Consider the following 21,196-nt stretch of genomic DNA (forward strand, 5'->3'; position numbering starts at 1 on the left):
GCTACTTAATCAATTCACCGTAAGCGGAGGATCATGCTTCTGCCCGGGCTCACCGCGTTATGGCCAAATTCGATGTGCCGACGCTGGTGATCCACGGCAGCAACGACCAGATCGTGCCGTTTGAAAGCACCGGCAAGCTGGCGGCAGAGATGATCAAAAACGCCACGCTGAAGGTGTACGACAACGCGCCGCACGGCTTCGCGCTGACCCACCAGGACCAGCTTAACGAAGATCTGCTGGCGTTTGTGAAGTCGCTGTAAGTCTTAAAAAGCGAAGCCTGATGGCGCTTCGCTTATCAGGCCTACAAGGGCTGATCCTGTAGGCCGGGTAAGGCGCAGCCACCACCCGACGCTTTCGCAGACGCGTTCCGCTCCGCCAGAAGCCGACAAATCTCCGCGTGCTTCTCCTCGGTAAAGGTAAAGCGCGACATAAAGCCCATGCGGATCAGCGACCCTATCGCCGGCAGCAGGCAAATCCCGAAGAACAGCCCCGACAGCACACTCTCGCTCTGGATTTGCGCCTGCGGCACATAGCCGATCATCGTCAGGAACACGCCGATAAGCCCGCCGCCTACCGCTACCGACATCTTGCCGGTGAAGGTCTGCCCGGAGAAGGTAATCGCCGCGCAGCGCTTATGAGTGTGGTACTCCGCGTACTCGATGGTGTCGGCAATCATCGACGAGGTGAGGATGTTGGTCATCATCACGAACAGCGTGCTCAGGCCGAGCAGAATAAACAGCATCGTCACCTGCTGATAGCCGACAAACCACATCACCACGCGCACCGCCACGTCCAGCCCGCAGAGGATCATAAACAGCTTCCGCTTCTGCATCCGGCGCGTCAGCATCGGGGCGACCAGACACAGCACCGCCGCCACAATCCCCATCACGCCAATCGCCATCTGCAGGCTGCCGTCGCCCAAGTTGTTGATAAAGAAGTAGATATACAGCCCGCCCGCCACGTTGTGAAACACGCAGAAGAAGAACGACAGCAGGACGATAAACAGCGGCTTGTTCTGACGCAGGTTGTGGAAGGTGTCGCGGATGGTCACCTTTTCCGGGCTCGGCGGCACGCGTTCTTTGATCTGCATAAAGCCGTTGAGCATCAGCGGCAGGCCCACCAGCATCATCACCAGCACCGCCATAAAGTAGCCTTTATCGTTGCTGTACTGGGCGAAATAGGCCGCCAGCTTCGGGAAGAAGATGTTGGCGCAGGCAATCCCGGCGTTCACCCCGAGCATCGCCGCCGTCACCGCGCGGGTGCGCTGCCCGGAGTCGTTGGTCATCACCGACGACATCGACCAGAACGGGATATCGGAGATGGCGTACAGCGTCCCCCACAGGATGTACGTCACCCCGGCGTAGAGGATTTTGGTGGTCATGTCCGCTTCGATTTTATAGAACGACAGCAGCGTGACGCCGGTGATCAGCAGCGGGGCGATCAGCAAAAAGTGGCGGAACTTGCCGAACCGGCTGTTAATGGTGTCCATGATGCTGGCAAACAGCGGATCGTGAACCGCATCCCACGCGCGGGCAATCAGGAAGATGGTGCTCGCCGCCAGCGCCGAGATCCCCAGCACGTCGGTGTAAAAATAGTTAATAAACGAACCCACTAAACCAAAGCTAAAACACTGACCTAAACCATAACCAAAATAAGACCACAGCTCGCGAGACGGTATTTTCATTGTCGTTGCCATTGTTATATGCCTGCCTGGTTGCCCGGCGGTGGACCGCCGGGTCGATATTATTAGTCCTGCGCCTGCGGGGCGATCTTGCGCAGCTGCTGCATCAGGGCGATTTCACGGCGCGAGAACGGAATGCCGTTCTCCTCAAACACGTCGTGGAACCAGAGACGGCAGTAGTCCGTGGACTCCTTCATCACCACCGGCCACGGCAGCCACGTCTGGGTTTTGCCGCGCACCAGCCCCCACTGGTACGGCGCTACCTTCGCCGCGTACATCAGCGGGAGCTGCTCTTCGATGGTGCTGCCCACGTGGCGCGCCAGCCATTCGGTACAGAACAGTGGGCGACCGAGCGCCTGCAGCTGTTGAATAATCGCCGTCATGCGCCCGGTGTGGGTGTAGGCGTGGAAGCTCACCACGTCCGAGAGCGCCAGCGCGGTCTGGTCCAGCGGATGCTGGAAGAACGTCTCGCCCTCCTCTTCCGGCGGCAGGCGCCAGGCGCAGACGGTGAGCGGCTGGGTTGGATCTTCTTCACGCACCCACTGGAACGCCAGCTTCATCAGCGCGTGGGCGCAGGTCTCCAGCTTCGCGTCGTACTGCACCTCCTGCGTGCCCGTCGCGAAAATGCCGCGGTTGCCCGGCTCGTTGTAAAGATCCCACAACAGCACGCGCTTATCCTCGCGGAACTGGCGGACAACGTCGCGGATATAGCGTTCAATGTCTGCCCAGCAGTCCAGATCGCACACCTTGTCACGCCCCGGGCTCGCCGCCGCCTGGCTGTTGTGTTTGCCCGGCACCGGCGGCTTTTGCGGACCGAGGTACGGCTCGTCGCCGGAGAAGCCGCAGTCGTCCATCAGGGTCAGCATGGTGCTGAACCCGTGGCCGTCAGCAATCGTCAAAAAGCGGTCGATGCGCGCCATCAGCCCGTCGCGGTCGTGCTCCCAGACGATAAACGGCAGGTTGATGCGCAGGGTGTTGTAGCCCGCCTCCGCCGCCCAGCCCAGCTCGCGGTCAATCGTCCCGGCGTCGAAGGTCTCCGCCTGCCAGATATCGGTCCAGTTCACCGCCGTCGACGGCAGATAGTTAAACCCGCACAGCCAGCCCTTCTGCTGATACCACGCCTGTGCCTGCTCCCTGCTCCACTGCTCTTTCATTACGCGTCCTCTTGCTGATAATATTTAGCTAATAAATATTAGTTGCGGGATAAATGCGCAATTTCTCGCACGAAGAAAAGCGATGCCCCTCACAAAGTTCGCGCTTCGATGAATGAGAAACGTGATCGACGGTGCGTAAGCGTGCGGTTAAGGTATGATGCGAATTCGCGAAAGGGAGAGGACGGATGAAGCGAAAAACGAAAGTGACGATGAACGATATTGCGCGGGCGGCAGGGGTGTCGCAGGCGACGGTATCGCTGGTGCTTAACCAGTCCCGCAATATCAAGCTCAGCGACGACACCCGCCAGCGGGTGATTAACGTCGCTACCGAGCTCGGCTACGACCGCCTCCCCGCCGTTCACGCTCCGCGCAACCAGGAAGAGATCGCCCTGCTGGTCAGCTCGCTGCAGAGCTTCGACCCGTTTATCGACGCCATCAGCCAGGCGCGGGAAGCGGCGTGGCGCAACGAGACCCTGCTCACCGTCTACGACTACGGCGACGATATCGAGCTGGCGCTGAACATCATCCGCCAGCTGGAGAAGCGCAACTGCATCGGGATTATTCTCGCCTCTCCGGTCACCACGCTGGTGGACATGACGGCGTTTCAGGACTGCACCCGCATCCCGCTGGTGCTGCTCAACCAGCGCGACCCCGGCTCGCCGCTGCTGCCGTCGTTTATCCCGGACGACTACGCCAACGCCTTCCAGGTGACTAAACACCTCATCGCCTGCGGGGCCACGCGCATCGCCCACATCACCGGAGAGAGCTGGATGGAGGCCTCGCGCCAGCGTCTGGCGGGCTACCAGGCCGCGCTGCAGCAGGCCGGATTAACCTGCGACGATAGCCTGGTGCGCCAGACCAACTGGCAGTTCAGCGAGTCCTTTACCGCCACCACCTCTCTGCTGGAACTGGCCGAGCGCCCGGACGCCATCTTCTGCGCCAGCGACTGGCTGGCGATCGGCTGCTATCAGGCGCTGGCGGTGAACGGCGTGCGCATCCCGCAGGACATGCTGCTGGCGGGCTACGACGACCAGAAGATTTCCGAGCAGCTCACCCCGCCGCTGACCAGTATTCAGCTGCCCTACAGCGAACTGGGACGGCTGGCGGTGGAGTACCTGTGCAATCAGGAAGATGCCGCCACCCACGTGACGCTGGCGGGCAGGCTGAAGGTGCGTGCCTCAAGCCTTGTCTGAGGTAAACACCATGCCCGCATAGGGCTTTTCGCGACACGCCGCCAGCCGTGCGGCGAGGCTGCCCACGTGCAGCTCCAGCTTGTGCCCGTCCGGGTCGAGAAAATAGAACGACGCCCCCTCGCTTTTGTTCTGCTTCCAGACGGTGACGCCCGCCTGCTCCAGCCTGTGCGAGAACGGTTCAAAATCCGCTTCCGCCACGGTAAACGCGTAGTGGGTGTAGTCGCTCTCCTGCGGCGGCACATACTGGCGCGCCTCGTCGTAGGACAGGCAGACCCACAGATCGCCGCAGGTGAGATAGGCCCCGGTATTCCAGCGGGCGTGCAGCGTCAGGCCCAGCAGCTCGTGCCAGAAGGTGACGCTTTTTTGCAGGTCGCTGACCGCGAGGGTCAGATGGTTGAGAGATTGCAGCATGACGTGCCCTTTTGTTTTTCGCGCCGGACGTGATACGGTAAAGAGATGAACATAAACCACGCCGTCCTCACCGTAAACCGCTGGTGGCTGCCTACTTAAAGGCGGCACGGAGTAGTTTTCCCCATTTTCAGATAGCCGCCGAAAGGCGGCTTTCACATTTCTAAGACCCCTTTCGGCAACTGCCCATTAAGGAGTCTTTATGAACGCGCCCACCATCCTCACCGGCGACCGCCCAACCGGCCCGCTGCACCTTGGCCACTTCGTCGGATCGCTGCGCCAGCGCGTGGCGCTCCAGCAGACGCACAGCCAGTTTGTGCTGATTGCCGACCTGCAGGGGCTGACCGACAACGGCAGCAACCCGCAAAAAATCCGCGACAATATCCCCGAAGTGCTGGCCGACTACCTCGCCGCGGGCATCGACCCGAACCTGACCACGATCTGCCTGCAGTCCGCCCTGCCCGCTCTCGCCGAGCTGACGATGCTGTATATGAACATCGTCACCGTCGCCCGCGTGGAGCGTAACCCGACGGTGAAAAACGAGATTGCGCAGAAGGGCTTCGCCCGCTCGCTGCCGGTCGGGTTTATGGCCTACCCCATCAGCCAGGCGGCGGACATCACCGCGTTTAAGGCCGAGTGCGTGCCCGTCGGCGACGACCAGCTGCCGATGATTGAGCAGACCAACGAGATTGTGCACAAGATGAACAGCCTGCTGCCCGCCCCGGTGCTGCGCCACTGTAAAGCGATGCTGAGCGACACCAGCCGCCTGCCCGGCATCGACGGCAGCGCCAAGATGTCGAAATCGCTCGGCAACACGCTGCACCTTTCGGCCAGCGAAGAGACGATCCACCGTGCGGTCAGCGCCATGTACACCGACCCAAACCACCTGAAGGTGAGCGACCCGGGGCAGATTGAGGGGAACGTGGTGTTTACGTACCTCGACGCGTTTCATCCGGACAAGGACAAAGTGGCGGCGATGAAGGCGCACTATCAGGCGGGCGGGCTGGGTGACCGGGCGTGCAAGAACGAGCTTGAGGGGTGTTTGCAGGAGCTGATTGCGCCGATGCGGGAGCGCAGGGTGATGTATATGCGTGATAAGGGGGAATTGATGGCGATGCTGAAGCGCGGGACCGAACGGGCGCAGGGGGTGACGCAGGGGACGTTGAGGGAGGTGAAAGTTGGGCTGGGGGTGCCGGTGTTTTGAAAGCGGTATAAATAATAATCCCGGCGCAGGGCCGGGATATTTATCAAGCGTTGCGCTTAATCACCGGAATATCGCCGGTGTCGTTTAACGCGCCCGGAAATGTTTTTAACCACTGCGCGACTTTCTGCTTATTAATATTCACCACGCTCATACCTTCCAGGCATCCCCATAATTCTCATGTATGCTGCGGCGTAATCACAATGCAGTCTTTCATGGCGCGGATTTTTACGGGCATGCCGTCGATAAAGCCCGCACGGGTTAACCACTCGCCGCCCAGAAGAAGGTATTTCATGTCTATGCGGGAATAAAGTTCGCAGCAAGCGGCACTGTCCTGCGGCGTCTCCGCGCGGGGATGGATGGGGGCCGCGTTGGGCTGGTTGCCGTGAAGTCGACGGGCACTGTTTTTGCGCACCAGCTCGCGGTTTTCAATCATGCCGGTGAAAGCGTCTGATTCTGTTTTGCAAACAGTAAACTCTGGCTTAAAATTCGTCGCAGCCATATACAACTCCTTACTAGTTGGTTGTGGTTAGCGGTATGGGGGTGTTGCAGCACCTTCATATCGCGAATTCTCTCTTCAAATATTCTTCAATATTTCCTTTGCCGTTCAGCGTAATTTCTGGTGCCTATTATACAAGGCTGAATATAAATACAGCGGTTTGGTGTGGGGTAAATTTGGAATTTGCGAGGAGGATTCAGGAAATAGGGTTCTTTGCGGTAAGGTCATGTTTTTGTTGATTGCGGGTTGATTGGTCTGGGTTTTGCGAGCATCATCGCAATTATTTACTTTCTTCCGTAACGCGATGGCTTCCAGCAAAACTCTCGAACAGGCAATTGCCGACATCACCATCTGGCGCAAAGGCGAACAGCGTGCGCCGCATAAGCCTTTATTGCTTCTGTACGTGCTGGCGAACTATCAGCAGGGGCATGCGCGACTGTTTGATTACGGAACTGAGGTCCACGAGCAGCTGCTTAGCCTGTTAGAACGCTTTGGCCCACAGAGGAAGGCGCATTACCCAAATATGCCTTTCTGGCGGCTCAAGGGGGACGGGTTTTGGGATCTGAAGAATACAGAGTTCTGTTCGACCACTGGCAGTAAGCAACCGCCTGTTAAAGAACTCGTAGAACATAACGTCGCAGGCGGGTTTGATGAAGAACACTTTGCGCTGCTGAGTAAGAACAAAAACCTGATCGGCTCGCTGGCGCAGCAGATCCTTGAAGCGCATTTTCCTGAAAGCATTCAGGAAGAGCTCGCGGATGAGATGGGTTTTGATATTCAACAGATCCGTAAGGTTCGCGATCCGCTGTTCCGGCAGCAGGTGCTACGTGCTTATAACTATGAGTGCGCAATCTGCGGGTTTAACATGCGACATGATAACGCCTCTGTTGGTCTTGAAGCCGCGCATATCAAGTGGAAGCAGTTTGGTGGACCGTGTGAGATCCCAAACGGGCTGGCGCTGTGTGCGATTCATCATAAGGCGTTTGATAAGGGATCGATTGGACTAGATGAGAGTATGCGGGTGCTGGTGTCCGAGGCTGTGAATGGGAGTGGGATTGTTGGGCGGTTGTTCTGGGATTTTGCTGGGAAGCAGATTGCGTTGCCGATGGTGAAAGGGAATTATCCAGGAGAGGGGTTCGTGGAGTGGCATCGGAGAGAGGTGTTTAGAGGATGAGTGCGAAGGCCGGACTCGAAGTACACACCTAATAGACTGATATCAATGTTGTTTATAAACAGGAGTAAATAGTTATACCCGCACTTGTACCCACAAGTTAAGATCCGTACAAAAATAGACAGAATTAGTGGGTATAAAGCCATATCAGTAGAACACTTACATAGCTTTGAATGCAAGATCCAGGTAGGAAGAGCTGCTTTCTTCAAGGGCAACAACTGAACATAATCACCTGAGAGGTAGTTGGTGAGCTATGACCTAAAATGGAGTCATTAGCTAGGCCATATGTCAAACTTGGATGGATACTAGAATATGGGAAATAACAGAATAAACAAACGCTTTATAAAAATGCGTGCTTGGTTTTTAACAATTCTTACACCTGCGTTCGCGTCAACTTCTATTGCGGCATTGTTTGTGTGGTCGCATCTTGCGCGTATTGGACAAACAGGACTTTTTTTTGACAGCATCTCTTTTTCATCATTGTTCAGTTATCTGATGGTCTTTGCCTGTGTCAGCATGCTCCTTTTTTGCATTGTATTATTTATGCCCTCGCTACTGACGGGACTCTTTATTTCCAACTATCAGGGGGAAAGTAGTTTCCGGAATGAGCTGACAGAAAACAATATCAAAATCGTTCTTCTGACCTCGCTATTGTCAACACTGATATTTTTTGGCTATTTTTTCCTCATGCACAACGCTGGAAAAGAAGTTGCACAGAATGTGTCACTTCAGTTAAGTACTATTTGGCTTTGCAGCTTTATACTTTCCCTGTGGTTCAATGGCTCTATTACTTATAGACAGATAAGCACAGAGGGTAAGTGGAAGAAGATCAAAAAGGTTCTTTCTATGCATTTTTTACAACCAATGCTCTTCTCCCTTACAGCCTGTATATATATTTTTCCTCTTGAATTATTTCTTCGTACGTTGGAGTTTCCGGACGGAACAAACGAGATCTGGCAGGCGTTGACTGTTATAGCGCTATCCATGTTCCTGATTATTTTCTCACTTATTCCCGGCGTTGTTTTCCTCAGGTTAAGAACCCGCACTAGCTTGTTACATCAAGTAACTGTTACGGGTGGAATCATGGCTGGAATACTATTCCTCATTTTTACGTTTGTGCATATGGTACCAGCTTTGATACTAACGATGTTCCTTAAAACATCAGGGATAATGGACCTGACACCTCATACTTATGGCGTACCGACTGCCGCATATCCTGCTGAATATTTTAGAGACTCGGCCTGGCAGGGTGCACGATCTTCAGATGAAAAATACTATTTACTTAAGGCAGTGAAAATTTATTCGCTCGGAGATATACGCCTTATCTGTCCACTAAATATCATTCAATCATACAAAGACAGTCTTCAATACCAACTATTGGATACCGCCTATGATGATAGCGTTCGTGGCAAACTTCAGGATGCAGTTTCTCATTGCCGTAGGGTAAAGAGTCAGGAATTGCTGACACTTGAAAAATTACCACAGGTGGAAACCAAAAAGTAAACTTGCAAGAAATGCGCAGCGATGTCCACTTAAGCAAAAAGTGGACATCCCGTGGTGTTGGGAGGGTATTACCCATCAACGATATGGCTAACCGTGAAAAGAGAATAACAGGGATTTTATATCAAGTTTTTCCCGTCAGGGAAACGCAGACCAGAACTTTGCAAACTATCACCAATGAAAAATGGCACAACCCATAAACGCAGTGAGTTTTCCTTTTGATGACTGAATTCATAGGGATGAGTTAACGGCTGACTAAAACCCTCATGTGAAGGATAAATCAGCAGCATATCCCCTATACCCTCCTGATAGTTCATACCGTAGGCCAACATCTGGTAAAGGTCAGCCTGCGACTGTTCGAGTGTCGCCTTTTCGCCCTCCACCATTTTCCATTTAACATCACAAATCATCGCCTGCTCCCCATACTCCCCACGAGGTTGTAGATAGATATCGGGCCTAAGCTTAAATACTCCTTTGCCATTGAGACGAACCAAGGTGTGCGAATCCACCTGTGCCTTCACATGCCAGTTATCATTATAACGATGACGCATCCATGCAGTCACAAAAGATTCAAACACAGCTTCCATTGGAAAAAGCAGTGAAATTGCGTTGGCGTCACCCTGCATGCAGTGAGGAGACTGCCCCATCAAAATCAGCCGCGCCCACGCCAAGGCAAGTTCATAATGACGCATATGCCGGTCGATACACACTTGGTCGAAGGCGATGCGAAAATCACCAACAGGCGCAATATCATCAAAGTGAACCTGTAAAGAGTTAACTTGTAGTAGTAGCTGCGGATTGCTGATCTGACGGCGAATTTTATCGATAGCAGTTCTCAGTATCCGGTTTTCTGGACGCTCAGCGCTGTAATCGTCAAACTCAACTTGAAAGCGATCCCGACGCACACAGTTTTTGCTTAATTGTGCGGAGACCCTTAACTTTCCTTTCATCCAAGGTAAATTATCCTGCTGACGAATATAGTCACGCTTTAGACCCTGGCGCACAATCTGCTGTACGCTATCGATAAACTGCTGAATAAATACATCCATCAGCGGCATCTTCGAGGTTCGAACTCTGGATGCTGAAGTGGCAATATGGCGAAAAGATATTAGCGTTCGTAGCATCATTAAAAGCTGCTGACGTGCAATATCAATGTTCTCATTACGCCGCCCCGTTTTTGGCAACACTTCAATAAACGCATTTCCCGGAAGAGAGATGACACCAGCATAATTTTTTACTTGCAGAGTTTTTACACTCCCCCGACTGCGCAGGGTTAGCAGACGATGAGTGTTATCCGCGTCATCTTTCAGACACCGTTCCTCAAGCCACTCAAAGAGCCTGGAGGGCAAAACGACCGCATTATTTATGCGGCCACCATCTTTCTCATCAATCAGAAGTCCGTACTCGAAGACGGTAAAGTTTTGACAAGATGTCATTCCCTGCTCCCAGGTTTACTATTTTTTGGCGCATAAATTTGTTGCCAGGCGAGCGGATTATCCCAGACATCATCGCTCTCAGAGGCCAAATGGAAACTGGCACCGATATCATGCAGATCTTCAGTTCCGCTATTGCCAAAAAGATCCGCAAACTGTTTCTGGTCTTTCACCTCACATACGAACTGTAGGTGCGGGTTTTCACTTTTCTGATTGTCGCCCAGCACCATGCGGATTTTTTGCCAGTCGTTGTAGAAGTACTCTTCCAGCAGAGGCAACACTTTATTTCGCATAATCCGCTTCAGCCGTTCGAAGGCCAGCTCTTCGTCCTCTTTAGCCTGTACAACCGGAATGAAAAAAGCATGGCCCAGAGTATGTTCTCTGTCGTACAGCACCTGAATACGGTCATTAAGTGTCTGTAACAGTCGTGGCAGATCAATGCCTTTGACGACCGTATCTTTCAGAACCGTGATATCCGGCAGCATCGCTTCAAACTCAAATCGGCGACGCAAGGCGGTATCCAGTGCGGTGAGCGAACGGTCAGCGGTGTTCATTGTGCCGATTAAATAAAGATTGTTCGGGACGCTGAATGAGGTAGAAGAGTAAGGCAGCATAACACTAAGCGCCTCCGGTTCTCCGAATCGTTTTGAGGTTTCAATCAGAGTGATTAGTTCACCAAAGATTTTGGATATATTGCCACGGTTAATCTCGTCAATAATCAGAACGTAATTTTGTCGTTTTTCAGATACTGATTCCTGTGGGTTGGAAGGCAAACCTTCCTGTTTAATCAAGTAATTAAGGATGCTACGTACATATGACGGATTGTGTACCTTTGCCTGAGGGTTTTGGTAGACCAAACTGATATTCTTAAGGTAAGCATTGTAGCCCTGCCCTAAATCTTCTTTTTTCGATTGCGAAGGGAAAATACCGAAGGTGGTCTGGCTTTTGTAAGCCAGTTGGAAGGCTTTGCCCTGCAGTGTTTCAAGGGTAATGCTTCCAGTTTCAGATAAACGTTCTTGTAGGCGGGCAAGTGCCTCGTCAAGCTTCTGCTGAACACCGGCGTGACCAAAAGCAGCATCTTCACAAATTTGCTTAAAAATGCCCGCTTTGATTTCGTAGCGCACATTGCCGTCTTCGGTAGTCTCTGCTCTTAGCCCTTCGATGAACTCTTCATAGCCAAAACTCTGATGGAAGGTGATAAAGCGCACCCGCTTTTCAGCAATAAGCCGGTCATAAATCTTTTTCAGCTCACGGCGTTTTTCGTGCTCCTCTTTACCTTCCTGAAGCGAGTAGGCTGCCGGTTCACAAGCACGTACGGCCAGCTCGATTGTGCGGTAAGTTTTACCAGTACCTGGCGGACCATAGAGGATAGTATTTTTTGGCAGTTGCGGGGTGGTAACTTCCTCGTCCTGATCGTCTTCCGGCAAGGTAGTCTCGTTACCAATTAATCCAATATCGTTCTTCTGAATAACCTGCGTATAGAGATGCCAGAGCGACATATTCAGCTCGATAGGATCGACATCATCACCTAGTGCGCGGTGCAATGCTTTCTTGAGATCAAGATTGCGAGCGAACCACTCCTGATCCTCTGAAAGGCCAAGTTGAAAATGGTTATTGCAATAGTTGTAACTGCTAAAAAAATTGCTGATATTCACAACGTTCGTAATTTTAGACGGATAGAGAGCGGCAAAGGCGCGATGGCAGAGAGCCCAGTACACCTTGTTCAATATCCCGTCCGCTTTAAGGTTAATAAGGCGCTTAATCACACGGTCGTAATTCTCCTGCGTACACTCTTCTGCCATCAAGCGAGTGAGAGCGAGCAGCTGTTTTTGCGCCGTTTCGAATTCAAACTGGGACATACCACCCTGTCGGAGGCTGGAGATGCCATTGCTGCGCTCATACCAAATCTGTCGAATTGTATCCGTAGAAAAGTTGGGTTTTTCGGCTTGTATCTGTTCTACAAGCTGACGATAGTGTTTGCCCCAGTCGGGGCTGTATTGATTATTTTTTGCAATATGAGATTGAAAGAAAGGGGCTAATGCAGAGGAATCCTGAACCATCACATACTCCGTGTGTAAGGTGATTTAGAAATGGGATATCTGCATCTTATCGGATTAATCTTAATTCAGTCACTACCTGTACAAGGGAAGCAACAAAAAATTTAGTTAAAGGTGTTTCAATAAATTCAGTCAGTTACTCTACAAAATTCCCAATTCGATTTTTAACGGCTTTAAAATTACTGCTATTGCCCCAGCATTGCCGGATAGTGTTTCGCGATGATGTCGTTCATACGCTCAATCAACTCCAGGCGTTTAAACGTTAGATGAGCCGTACCCTTCTGAAAGTAACGAATTCTGAAGAACTCATCTTCGTATACGTCCTTAGCCGGATCATCCCGGATACGCTCCATCAGTCGGGTAGAGATATCACCCCGGTTGTCAGGAATAGGTTTACCAGCCAGCAGAAGCAGCATTCTCTCCAGGTCTGCCAACTGCTCCCGCCGCCAACCCCAGTTAAGGCTAAAGCCCCAGCGGTTATGCGTCACCAGATTGTTAATGATGATCTTCTTACCGAAACTGCAGGGACTGTTGGTTTTGTAATCCCACGAGAGGGCTTTGAAAACGTTAATAATGCCACGTTCGAAGACGTCCATTTTATTCAGATGTAACTGCTCAAAGGTGCTGAGGATATTCGCTTCGCTGATTGCAGGAAGGTCACCATCCTCGAGGTTCTTATGCCACTGGTCTCGAGCCTGCGCATCCATCAAGGCCATCATGCCGGACTTCATCATCAAATCGCGCCAGATGCTGCGGTCAATATTGCGGGTGACGGCAGGCATCGCTTTTTCTGCGCTCTCAGTCAGCCAGCTATCGTAGCGGTCCCCGGATTTCATCGCCCAATCTTGCGCCGTACCACCACCAATTTCTGAGGTTAGCCGTGAAATGGTATCAAGCTGCTGAATAAGTTGTTCGATCTGTTTAAGTGCGGAATCGCGTCCAGTAACTACACGTTCGATACTGGTCGAAAGAATGAGCTCATTGTGTTCCGTCAACACGTCGGGTTCTGTTTGCATCGTTAATCGTCCATATAAGCAAACACGCCTGCCGGGAGTGGCAGGCGCATTATGCGATGAATAAAAAAGGTGGGAAGTTCAGAGTTAAAAATCAGGAATGAGGCTCGATAAATTCAAGTATTTATTAACCCCGTTGCTCGCCTGGCTCGGAGAATATCAATCCCCCCGATAAAAGAGGACTGATGATGAATGGAGAAACCGGGACGATCAATTCGCACCAGTTCAGATTTTTCAACAAGATAATTGAGGGCGTCCGCCAGTGATATACCGGCGTCAATATGCTGCTGAATCACATTGCCATCACCAAACTGTGTGTCGTTAAGCGAAAGGCCGTAATGCTGTTCCAGCAGATATATAAGAAGTTGCTGCCAGATTTCAACGGGCGTCGGACGTGGCAAAGCCTCCTGCGTGGAGGATAGTGGTTGGGTTTGCATATTGGGATCTCTTTGTAGATGGGTTAAAACGAGGGAAAGTAGTGCGAAGGTTTACGCGGTTGCTTCAGATGGTGTCGGGTAAATCGCCACGTACACGTATCCATGCGAGCCGAGGCTGTCCGCCTCGCAGGTCAGCCCTTTTGCGTATAACGTGACACAATGCTGATGGCGGGGACTGAGCTCACCGGAAAACAGCATTAACTCCAGTTGTTTGAGCAGTACCGGAAATGCCTAGTCGAGATGGCGAAAATCCGCGTCGCTAAACTGCCCAGTGATACTGGCACGGTCAGCGAGATAGTGCAGCCGGTTGCCCTCCGGCACCAGGCGAGCGCCAAAACAGGGCGTGATACTGCGTTTAAGCCCCCAGAAGGGTTCAGCGATATCGTGGTTTTCTGACGGTATTTTATTCGACAATTTTAGCCTTCCTTAAACGTGTGTTAATTCAGCGTGACGCTGCGTAATACGACATAGGGGCCGTTGCGGTCCTGACGACGTTCTGCGAAGACCGCGAGTACACCGCTGATATCCTGCACTTCCCGACCGGCGTAGCGGCAGACGCTGCCGGACCACGTGTATTTCCCAGTACAGAAGCGAAACAGTCGGGACTTAGGGTGCTGGCGGTATATCGCCATTGCCTGGCGTTTACTGATAATCTTCATCGCTATTTTCCTCCTTAAAGCCAGCCTCTCTCAGAAAACGAGACGATCTCCATACCGCCGACTACAAGGTGATCCAGCAGACGAATATCAACCAGTTCCAGCGCCTGCTGAATACGCGTAGTGACTTGGCGATCGGCCTTGCTGGGTTCCGCCTCCCCGGAGGGATGACTATGCGCCACGATGACAGCGGCGCAGTTATGCTTCAGACCGGCCTTCACCACTTCGCGGGGATGGACCTGCGTATGGTTGATGGTGCCGGTGAAAAGCGTTTCGTGGGCTATCAGGCGATGCTGGTTATCGAGAAAGAGGGCGGTAAACTCTTCCCGCTCCAGCGAAGTAAGCTGCAGACGCAGCCAGTCGCGGACGGCATGGCTGGAAGTAAATGACGCGCCGGGTTCACGTAGCTGCCCCTCCAGCAGCGTTAAGGCTTCCCTGACCGTCTGCTGGTCGGCAGGGGCTAATTCACTGGCAAACAGTGGTAACTGTTGTTCCATAGCAGCTGACCTCAGTCGATGATGTGCATGATAGCGCTGCATTCCGCGTGGTTGAGCGCGTAGTCCCGTAGGCGATAATAGTGTTCCGTCATAGCATCACATTCTGTACGGCAGGTATGGTGGCTGTATGCCATCAGACAGACGGCGATACCCGCCGCTTCTGCGCTCATCTCCGCTCCGTTGCCATTCATCGGGTTGAACATCGACCATTTTTCATCGGTATCCTCATTCGCTTCCGGGGCCATAAAGGCACCGCCGTTGCTCAGCGTGTAAAACTGCCAGATGCCCCCACTGTAGTCCGCGCAGAAGCGGTCCATCCAGGCGAAAACAGTCGGCTCAAGGATTATCCACTGCGGTATGCTGCCGAAATGCTGTGGCCAGAAGCCCACTCGCTGCTCATCGGGTACGGGCGTGGCGGTCAGTGCTGGCGCAGAGCTGGCACCGGCAGATTGTGGCTGTAACGGCAGAGTGTCGTTAAGGTTAATAATGTCAGTCATTTGATTTTTTCCTTTTACATGAATGGGTTGAAGGGTAATAAAGGGTTGACGATGGATTTTGAAGGCGTGGCACAGGTGGTTATTTGCCGAGTAAATTCATCATGTTCTCGGCCATCACCCATAAGGCGCGGTTTAACTTAACGTCGCCCTCGATACCGTTAACGGCACGGGTGTGGCTGCGTTTGCCCTTCGCGGTACGTCCGGGCAGCCCCCCTTTCAGCAGGTTTTCCTGGCAACGATTGAAGACCGACCACAGGTCGTCCCTGCGGTCTTCATAGCGTCGGGGTGTCAGTATCTGCGTGGTGGTCACGGGCTGGTGTTCTTCGCCAAAACGGTATGTCAGCGCCGCTTCGGCCAAGGCGTGTTGTGCTGGTGGGGGTAACAGCAGCGATTCCATCGCATCGCGCTTCTCCTCCATCAGGTCAAAGACGCCCAACACCTCGTAAGCGCCTTCAATGACCTTCTCCGCCACATTGCCCCGGTGAGGAACTCTGAATTCGCCAAACGACTGCCCACAGACGAGGCTGTTGGTACAGACGCTTCGGAAATATCCCGGTAAAAGCTGAAAGCTGGACTCGCCTCCATGTGAATTAAGAATAATAATTTCAGGCACATGCTGACCGTTTATCTGGCCCGCCTGGCGCAGGCGTAACAGGTGTTTGGTATGTTCCCGACGTTCAGGATCACGAACGCGCGACTGGCAGGCAAAAAAAGGTTCGAAACCTTCGCGCTGCAGGTTCTCCAGCAGGGTAATCGTCGGTATATAGCTGTAACGCTCAGAGCGTGACGCGTGCTTGTCTTCGCTGAAAACGCTGGGAACATGCAGCATCAGTTCTTCACGGGTTAACGGACGGTCACGGCGTATCTGGTTAATTCGGCCAAAGCGGCTGGCTAAGCGCATGGGTAACTCCTTTGATTACATAATTGAAAAGGCCATACCTCCCGAAGGAAGTACGGCCTTTTAGTGATCTAAAATAACGTGGTTAATACTTGGGGGAATATAGTCAGTACCAGGGATGCCAGACGAGCAGGCTGTATCCCAGAACAAGGATCAGGACATACAGAATGCAGGATCTAAGATAGATAACGCCTGCTTTTTTCATACTCCCTTTTGTCATTTTGACCTCTCTACCATGTTATAAAGCACTGCGCCAAATAACGGGTCGAGTATCAGTTAGATCATAAACCACAGCCAGAATGAGCGCCCGCGTGATCTCGCACACCATCCGACCAGGGCTGAAGCCATCATCCATAACAGCAGAATGATTAACATATCAGCGACTTACTGATGGTCGGCGAGGCGTCTGAGAGCGGCAATCTTCGTGCTACCCTGTGCCAGACTACAGTTATTGGCCCTGGCGGATACCAGTGCGCCTGCGAGCGCCGGGGCCAGTTTCTGAGCCGGATATTGCCAGCTCCATGCCAGTGGACCGTGATCGGATATGCCGTCATTTTCATAGAAATGGAAAACAAAGCTTCCCTTTTTATAATCCAGCATACGTGACGCTGCGCGTGTAAGATCCGGTGAGAGCTGGCTGTCGAACAGTGTCACAGGCTGTTCAGCATGAGCCTTCATCTGATGTTCCCTCTCCGGGTAATACTGGATGGTCATACCCGTTGCGCCTGATGCCTTGCCACCGGCGATATCTTTCAGCCAGTAGAGAATGTTCAGGCGCTTTTCCGGACCGTTACAGGTAAGAATAAACTTCTGCGTTTCCTTACCTTTTGTGGCGCTAATGATAAAATCATCCACGCCATCCAGGATGTGGTCATGCATGACCTGTACATTTCCTGCCACCTCGCCTGTGACGTTAACGGGTTTAATGTCATATGCAGCAGCGCGGCTCACCTGAGTCCATAACACCGCGACGACAATCAGCAGCCGGGCGATAACGTTTACCGTTTTCATCTTTTTCACTCTCCCGCTTCGGGTAAAACAACATAAATATCCCGGCCCCTGACCTCAATGGTCACGGGCTCCTTTACACCGGTATTCAGCAATGCCTGCGCCTGCCAGAAACGACCACTCACTTCTTCCTGCATATCCGTCACGCGGATACAGCGCTCATCACTCCCCTCTTTATGCAGGATTTTCGTCACGACGGCACAGGCACTCTGCGCCAGATTTTCCGTATCTGACTGCCGGTTAAGGAGATATATTCCCGCAAACGACAGGGCAGTACATACCAACCAGACCTGCATCAGTCGCCAGGGTTTATCCTGCATCTGGTCACGCTGACGGAGATACGCCACCGGGAACCAGAACCAGATAAAGGATGGAGGCGAAATGCCCTGTTTCACCAGGTTAGTACGGTCCAGCAACACCCAGGCCAGGGCAATGACCAAATAAATGACCAGCGCGAGAGCCTGCGGAAAATTCAGAACCAGGACAAACCAGAGGATCGGGAGAACAACCGCCAGGCACCAAGCGAACAGGTCTGCACGAAGCAACGGATAGGATCTCATCCCATTTCCCCCCGGAATATTATTTCCTCATTGAAGACAGTGACGAACAAAAACATCGAAAGACTCCTTTATAAACAACTTACTGGAATGGTTAAGGAAGAGGCTGCGGGTTATTTTCAGCACAGATCGTACTGCCTAACTTTCTGGTCTGATAATCGTTAATTCAGATCGATAATTGATTACCGATCGTTATTTTCTATCGATAATGGCGATCAATAAGCTTAATTTGATAGTTAATATCTATTATATGGTTTCGTTTCGATCGTCGAAACAGATCGAACAGGTGCTGATAAAAGACACGATAAAATCAGAACAGGAGATGCCAGACGGCGCGGGCGACAGTCAGCAACCGGTGGCGGAGCTGGTGGAGATAGCGAACCAGCATCCCGGAAGTCTTCAGGGTGTTCACCGCTTCATCAAATATCTCCCCGGTCACGCGGACAAATCCCTCACGCGCTGTCTCCCTGACCGTGTCGGTCCGAAGTTCGGGGTGAAGATGTCGGGAAACAGCGCTGCCGCTGTGTACCGGTAACGCCAGTATCAGGGTCTCCACCCAGTGATGCAGGTTGTAGTGCTCTGCAGCAGAGATCGCAACGACCGGGTGGGCAGTGGCGAAAAGGGTTTCGGCTAGTCGGGTTTTGGCCTGCAGGTTATGTTGCTGCTGCTGCGAGGGCCGGTGATTCTGCCCATCCCATTCCCGGCAGGGCTCCATTTTGTCCGCCTGGCTGAGTACAAACATAAAGCGCTCCGGTACTGCTCCGCTGCGGAGTAACTCGCGGTAACAGCGTATATCCTCGTTCCAGGCCCGCTCATCGGCTTTGAGTACCCAGACAATCAGGTCCAGTCTTCCGGACCATGCCTGATACAGGCGACGGTAAAGATTGTCCAGCTCAGGAGTTTCGCCAATACCCGGAAAATCTACCAGGGTCAGCGTATGTGTGCCGTGAGTGACCCGATAGCGCTGAACGGTACGGGTACAGCCGCTGATGGCATCAACCCTGGCGGGAGGTGGACTGAACAGGGTATTGCAGAGGCTGGATTTCCCTGCGCCACTTTTTCCCATCAGTCCGATACAGGGTTCATAACTTATGATACTGCTGAGTTGACGGTATATCTTTTCTGTCGCATCAGCAGGCAACCGCGAAAGGAGTTGCTGTAGTGGCATTATTTTAGAGGATTCATTGTTCATATTTCACCTGTGATAAAAGAATTTTGTTCAATATCACAGGAGTAATATAGGTCTGAAATAATTTACAACTCAATCAATTGTATTGAGGTTTCATCAGATGCCTTTTCTTCTGGCTTTCATTCATGGTTTTAAACTTCAGACGTTCTTTACCAAAAGAAATATCAATACCTTTGATAATCACAGATCCAGCTAACTTCTCCCCAGGAAAGTTTTTTTGTAAAGTTAGCATCGGTATAAAAAAAGCCCCGGTTGTATCCGTCCTGAGTGATTCAGCGATCTTACAGAGGCCTCTGGGTATTCTTCGCTCTGCTTTAGCTACAGCTTCGTATTTTATATAGCGTACGTTTTCAAAATCCAGCACCCCGCCATATTTGTCCCATTCATTCCTACTGACAGTGATCATCCTGCACGTAGCAGTAAACGTTCCGGAGTATAATCCTGGGATAGTACTGATATTACAGTAATAACACGCCACATATGTCTTCAGCACAATCCGAAACGACTTATCGTTAACTTCGTGACCATGGTTGCTAAAATGATTAGCAACGTGTTCAAGAATTTTATCGTCAATTGTTTCCATCAAAGCTTTATGGTTTTTCCGTATCAGAGAACTTTCTCCTTTATGAGGGTGAAATACATCAGACAGCCCGAAAAACTCAACCGAACCATTCACACTAAATTCTTTTGAATTAACATATTCGGGAAAAAGCTGAACCGGAACGGGTTTATTTTTGATGTCATTATTAGCCATCAGATTTTCTCTCTCTTTTGTGACCAGAGAGTAAAGATAATGAGACGTACTTTTTTTCCCATTCGACTTCACAGCTTTGTCACGAAGAAACGCCTCAGTCTCCTCATCAGAATAGTACATCGTTGCTTTGTATTTATACGCCATACATCCCCCAGGCTGTTCCTGATTTCTCTGCATTTGCCTGCTGGTTTACCTTCCTGCTCCGGAAGCTCCCCCATCACCATCGCACAACTAATTTACCTTAATTTGACAATAATTAAAAAATTAAAAGTACCCTAAATTCAATAATTTTAGGGCATTTATTACATTTTCCTAAATTTAAAAGTAACCTATAAAAGTAGGTTACTTTTTGTTTTAACGTTTAAATTCATAGTATTAACTAAAGTACGGTCGTTTCAGAAATCTACCAGTGCCCCTCTATTCAGAAGGTACTTTCTACCTTGAGAATCTTACGGAACCGGAAGTTAGTTAAAAATTACTGCGACAACAAACTTCTCAGGCGCTGCCCGCCATACCCAATGGATCGCTATGGCATGACATCTGCTCCGGGTCAAAGAAGTGACGTTTTATGCATCTCTTACGCGACGGAGGAAAGTGGGTAACAACCAGCTTCATTAATTTTTTACACGGCCTTCCATCCCCTGAGGAAGGCTGCCACACAACACTGAAAACCAGTCATTCCTCCTTTTCACATTCAACGTAAAGGAGATATCCACATGAATACATCACCTGCTCTGCTGAACGACCAGCTTGTCGATATGGCATTCATCACAACCTATACCGAAATGACAGACAAATGGTTCTACAAACTCATCAGTGAAGGACTGTTCCCTAAGCCAATCAAACTGGGTCGCAGCTCTCGCTGGCTAAAGAGCGAAGTGGAAGCCTGGGTGCAGCAGCGCATAGCAGACTCCCGGGGTAACTGAGCATAGTTGTAAAAGAATGGAAGCAAGGCTTAGCTCCTGGTGGCCTGGCAGAAGCAAAAATGGATAAAACAGACGTTGTCCATGAGCACTTCCGAATGTCCTGATTATCAGATTTTCATTTATGTTCTGAATTGCTAACCCTGGAGTAAATTCTGAACACCAATAATATAAAGCCCCGCATGTGAAAAGGCTTTGGTATATATCAGTTATCTTCCATCATACAGTATATATATTATATACAAAGGAATTAACATATAAAGGGGTTAATATATACAAAGAGATTCACACATAAGGAGATTTAATATATTGAATTATAGGCAAGCAAGCTAATGACATATACGGGCAGATATGTGGGCGGATATGAAAAGCGATTGGCAATGTATTTTAGAAAGTGTATTTGATTTTAGTGTTAAATATGTGACCTTGACTAATTTAGCGTAAAACAACTGAATTGTCGTAAGGGATTG

20 protein-coding genes and 3 pseudogenes are annotated in these 21,196 nt (G+C 51.1%); 6 read left to right on the forward strand and 17 right to left on the reverse strand.

Going from position 1 to position 21,196, the window contains the following annotated elements; translation table 11 throughout:
• Positions 1–47: 47 nt before the first annotated feature.
• Positions 48–260: pseudogene (locus ACMWKK_RS08755) on the forward strand (alpha/beta fold hydrolase); the annotation flags it as partial.
• A 41-nt stretch (positions 261–301) separates the two neighbouring features.
• Here ACMWKK_RS08755 and ACMWKK_RS08760 read toward each other — a convergent pair.
• Together ACMWKK_RS08760 and ACMWKK_RS08765 are read right to left on the reverse strand one after the other, a co-directional pair.
• Positions 302–1,696: an MFS transporter gene (locus ACMWKK_RS08760; RefSeq protein WP_112781840.1), complete on the reverse strand. Its 1,395-nt coding sequence runs from the start codon at positions 1,694–1,696 to the stop codon at positions 302–304.
• Positions 1,697–1,746: 50 nt separating this feature from the next.
• On the reverse strand, positions 1,747–2,835 hold the full coding sequence (locus tag ACMWKK_RS08765; protein WP_112781839.1) for a cellulase family glycosylhydrolase: 1,089 nt from the start codon (positions 2,833–2,835) through the stop codon (positions 1,747–1,749).
• Between the two features lie 185 nt (positions 2,836–3,020).
• Between ACMWKK_RS08765 and ACMWKK_RS08770 the strand changes: the two genes are divergently transcribed.
• Positions 3,021–4,028, forward strand: a complete 1,008-nt coding sequence (locus ACMWKK_RS08770) for a LacI family DNA-binding transcriptional regulator (RefSeq protein WP_045908077.1) — start codon at positions 3,021–3,023, stop codon at positions 4,026–4,028.
• Here the strand turns inward: ACMWKK_RS08770 and fosA are convergent.
• A complete protein-coding gene (gene fosA / locus ACMWKK_RS08775) occupies positions 4,014–4,439 on the reverse strand; it encodes a FosA/FosA2 family fosfomycin resistance glutathione transferase (protein WP_112781838.1) in 426 nt (141 codons plus the stop codon). The two genes, ACMWKK_RS08770 and fosA, sit on opposite strands and share 15 nt — an antisense overlap.
• A 199-nt stretch (positions 4,440–4,638) precedes the next feature.
• Here fosA and trpS point away from each other — a divergent pair, with 199 nt between their 5' ends.
• On the forward strand, positions 4,639–5,640 hold the full coding sequence (gene trpS, locus ACMWKK_RS08780; protein ID WP_112781837.1) for a tryptophan--tRNA ligase: 1,002 nt from the start codon (positions 4,639–4,641) through the stop codon (positions 5,638–5,640).
• A 43-nt stretch (positions 5,641–5,683) separates the two neighbouring features.
• Here trpS and ACMWKK_RS08785 read toward each other — a convergent pair.
• Positions 5,684–6,139: pseudogene (locus ACMWKK_RS08785) on the reverse strand (SymE family type I addiction module toxin).
• Between the two features lie 301 nt (positions 6,140–6,440).
• On the opposite strand from ACMWKK_RS08785, the gene ACMWKK_RS08790 reads away from it, so the two are divergent.
• Together ACMWKK_RS08790 and ACMWKK_RS08795 are read left to right on the forward strand one after the other, a co-directional pair.
• Positions 6,441–7,310, forward strand: a complete 870-nt coding sequence (locus ACMWKK_RS08790; protein WP_112781836.1) for a phosphorothioated DNA-binding restriction endonuclease — start codon at positions 6,441–6,443, stop codon at positions 7,308–7,310.
• A 309-nt stretch (positions 7,311–7,619) separates the two neighbouring features.
• The gene (locus ACMWKK_RS08795) at positions 7,620–8,810 is read left to right on the forward strand and encodes a hypothetical protein (RefSeq protein WP_062740219.1); all 1,191 of its coding nucleotides are present in this window, start codon (positions 7,620–7,622) and stop codon (positions 8,808–8,810) included.
• 116 nt (positions 8,811–8,926) lie between these two features.
• Here ACMWKK_RS08795 and ACMWKK_RS08800 read toward each other — a convergent pair whose 3' ends face one another.
• The 13 genes and pseudogenes from ACMWKK_RS08800 to ACMWKK_RS08860 form a co-directional block, all read right to left on the reverse strand.
• Positions 8,927–10,243 (reverse strand): McrC family protein, encoded by a 1,317-nt coding sequence (locus tag ACMWKK_RS08800; protein ID WP_406542775.1) that lies wholly within the window; start codon positions 10,241–10,243, stop codon positions 8,927–8,929.
• Positions 10,240–12,300, reverse strand: coding sequence for an McrB family protein (locus ACMWKK_RS08805; RefSeq protein WP_406542776.1), 2,061 nt, complete (start codon positions 12,298–12,300; stop codon positions 10,240–10,242). The genes ACMWKK_RS08800 and ACMWKK_RS08805 overlap by 4 nt, the downstream gene beginning before the upstream one ends.
• Before the next feature lie 182 nt (positions 12,301–12,482).
• The gene (locus ACMWKK_RS08810) at positions 12,483–13,313 is read right to left on the reverse strand and encodes a DUF4942 domain-containing protein (protein ID WP_406542777.1); all 831 of its coding nucleotides are present in this window, start codon (positions 13,311–13,313) and stop codon (positions 12,483–12,485) included.
• Positions 13,314–13,426: 113 nt separating this feature from the next.
• Positions 13,427–13,747, reverse strand: a complete 321-nt coding sequence (locus ACMWKK_RS08815) for a TA system toxin CbtA family protein (protein WP_062740210.1) — start codon at positions 13,745–13,747, stop codon at positions 13,427–13,429.
• 51 nt (positions 13,748–13,798) lie between these two features.
• Positions 13,799–14,161 (reverse strand): annotated as a pseudogene (locus ACMWKK_RS08820) (type IV toxin-antitoxin system YeeU family antitoxin).
• Positions 14,162–14,184: 23 nt separating this feature from the next.
• Entirely contained in the window at positions 14,185–14,406 is a 222-nt protein-coding gene (locus ACMWKK_RS08825; protein WP_062740208.1) for a DUF987 domain-containing protein, read from the reverse strand.
• Between the two features lie 14 nt (positions 14,407–14,420).
• Entirely contained in the window at positions 14,421–14,900 is a 480-nt protein-coding gene (radC, locus tag ACMWKK_RS08830; protein ID WP_062740205.1) for a RadC family protein, read from the reverse strand.
• A gap of 11 nt (positions 14,901–14,911) precedes the next feature.
• Positions 14,912–15,397: an antirestriction protein gene (locus ACMWKK_RS08835; protein WP_062740202.1), complete on the reverse strand. Its 486-nt coding sequence runs from the start codon at positions 15,395–15,397 to the stop codon at positions 14,912–14,914.
• A gap of 79 nt (positions 15,398–15,476) precedes the next feature.
• Entirely contained in the window at positions 15,477–16,298 is an 822-nt protein-coding gene (locus ACMWKK_RS08840; RefSeq protein ID WP_062740200.1) for a DUF932 domain-containing protein, read from the reverse strand.
• Between the two features lie 381 nt (positions 16,299–16,679).
• The gene (locus tag ACMWKK_RS08845; protein ID WP_062742440.1) at positions 16,680–17,306 is read right to left on the reverse strand and encodes a hypothetical protein; all 627 of its coding nucleotides are present in this window, start codon (positions 17,304–17,306) and stop codon (positions 16,680–16,682) included.
• A 5-nt stretch (positions 17,307–17,311) separates the two neighbouring features.
• Positions 17,312–17,863 carry a hypothetical protein gene (locus ACMWKK_RS08850; RefSeq protein WP_406542778.1) on the reverse strand — a complete coding sequence of 184 codons (552 nt, stop codon included), beginning with the start codon at positions 17,861–17,863 and terminating at the stop codon, positions 17,312–17,314.
• A 307-nt stretch (positions 17,864–18,170) separates the two neighbouring features.
• The gene (locus ACMWKK_RS08855; protein WP_406542779.1) at positions 18,171–18,926 is read right to left on the reverse strand and encodes a GTPase family protein; all 756 of its coding nucleotides are present in this window, start codon (positions 18,924–18,926) and stop codon (positions 18,171–18,173) included.
• A 199-nt stretch (positions 18,927–19,125) separates the two neighbouring features.
• A complete protein-coding gene (locus ACMWKK_RS08860) occupies positions 19,126–19,947 on the reverse strand; it encodes a hypothetical protein (RefSeq protein ID WP_125451899.1) in 822 nt (273 codons plus the stop codon).
• A 572-nt stretch (positions 19,948–20,519) separates the two neighbouring features.
• On the opposite strand from ACMWKK_RS08860, the gene ACMWKK_RS08865 reads away from it, so the two are divergent.
• Entirely contained in the window at positions 20,520–20,729 is a 210-nt protein-coding gene (locus ACMWKK_RS08865; RefSeq protein ID WP_050863320.1) for a helix-turn-helix transcriptional regulator, read from the forward strand.
• Positions 20,730–21,196: the final 467 nt, after the last annotated feature.

The organism is Enterobacter sp. 01-M-03-SI-ECC, from assembly GCF_047530215.1.
Classification (GTDB): Bacteria; Pseudomonadota; Gammaproteobacteria; order Enterobacterales; family Enterobacteriaceae; genus Enterobacter; species Enterobacter chengduensis.

Excerpts from the sequence above, each read along its gene's own strand:
- ACMWKK_RS08760 (WP_112781840.1), bottom strand. The coding sequence starts at position 1,696 with ATGGCAACGACAATGAAAATACCGTCTCGCGAGCTGTGGTCTTATTTT.
- ACMWKK_RS08765 (WP_112781839.1), bottom strand. The coding sequence starts at position 2,835 with ATGAAAGAGCAGTGGAGCAGGGAGCAGGCACAGGCGTGGTATCAGCAG.
- ACMWKK_RS08770 (WP_045908077.1), top strand. The coding sequence starts at position 3,021 with ATGAAGCGAAAAACGAAAGTGACGATGAACGATATTGCGCGGGCGGCA.
- fosA (WP_112781838.1), bottom strand. The coding sequence starts at position 4,439 with ATGCTGCAATCTCTCAACCATCTGACCCTCGCGGTCAGCGACCTGCAA.
- trpS (WP_112781837.1), top strand. The coding sequence starts at position 4,639 with ATGAACGCGCCCACCATCCTCACCGGCGACCGCCCAACCGGCCCGCTG.
- ACMWKK_RS08790 (WP_112781836.1), top strand. The coding sequence starts at position 6,441 with ATGGCTTCCAGCAAAACTCTCGAACAGGCAATTGCCGACATCACCATC.
- ACMWKK_RS08795 (WP_062740219.1), top strand. The coding sequence starts at position 7,620 with ATGGGAAATAACAGAATAAACAAACGCTTTATAAAAATGCGTGCTTGG.
- ACMWKK_RS08800 (WP_406542775.1), bottom strand. The coding sequence starts at position 10,243 with ATGACATCTTGTCAAAACTTTACCGTCTTCGAGTACGGACTTCTGATT.
- ACMWKK_RS08805 (WP_406542776.1), bottom strand. The coding sequence starts at position 12,300 with ATGGTTCAGGATTCCTCTGCATTAGCCCCTTTCTTTCAATCTCATATT.
- ACMWKK_RS08810 (WP_406542777.1), bottom strand. The coding sequence starts at position 13,313 with ATGCAAACAGAACCCGACGTGTTGACGGAACACAATGAGCTCATTCTT.
- ACMWKK_RS08815 (WP_062740210.1), bottom strand. The coding sequence starts at position 13,747 with ATGCAAACCCAACCACTATCCTCCACGCAGGAGGCTTTGCCACGTCCG.
- ACMWKK_RS08825 (WP_062740208.1), bottom strand. The coding sequence starts at position 14,406 with ATGAAGATTATCAGTAAACGCCAGGCAATGGCGATATACCGCCAGCAC.
- radC (WP_062740205.1), bottom strand. The coding sequence starts at position 14,900 with ATGGAACAACAGTTACCACTGTTTGCCAGTGAATTAGCCCCTGCCGAC.
- ACMWKK_RS08835 (WP_062740202.1), bottom strand. The coding sequence starts at position 15,397 with ATGACTGACATTATTAACCTTAACGACACTCTGCCGTTACAGCCACAA.
- ACMWKK_RS08840 (WP_062740200.1), bottom strand. The coding sequence starts at position 16,298 with ATGCGCTTAGCCAGCCGCTTTGGCCGAATTAACCAGATACGCCGTGAC.
- ACMWKK_RS08845 (WP_062742440.1), bottom strand. The coding sequence starts at position 17,306 with ATGAAAACGGTAAACGTTATCGCCCGGCTGCTGATTGTCGTCGCGGTG.
- ACMWKK_RS08850 (WP_406542778.1), bottom strand. The coding sequence starts at position 17,863 with ATGAGATCCTATCCGTTGCTTCGTGCAGACCTGTTCGCTTGGTGCCTG.
- ACMWKK_RS08855 (WP_406542779.1), bottom strand. The coding sequence starts at position 18,926 with ATGGGAAAAAGTGGCGCAGGGAAATCCAGCCTCTGCAATACCCTGTTC.
- ACMWKK_RS08860 (WP_125451899.1), bottom strand. The coding sequence starts at position 19,947 with ATGGCGTATAAATACAAAGCAACGATGTACTATTCTGATGAGGAGACT.
- ACMWKK_RS08865 (WP_050863320.1), top strand. The coding sequence starts at position 20,520 with ATGAATACATCACCTGCTCTGCTGAACGACCAGCTTGTCGATATGGCA.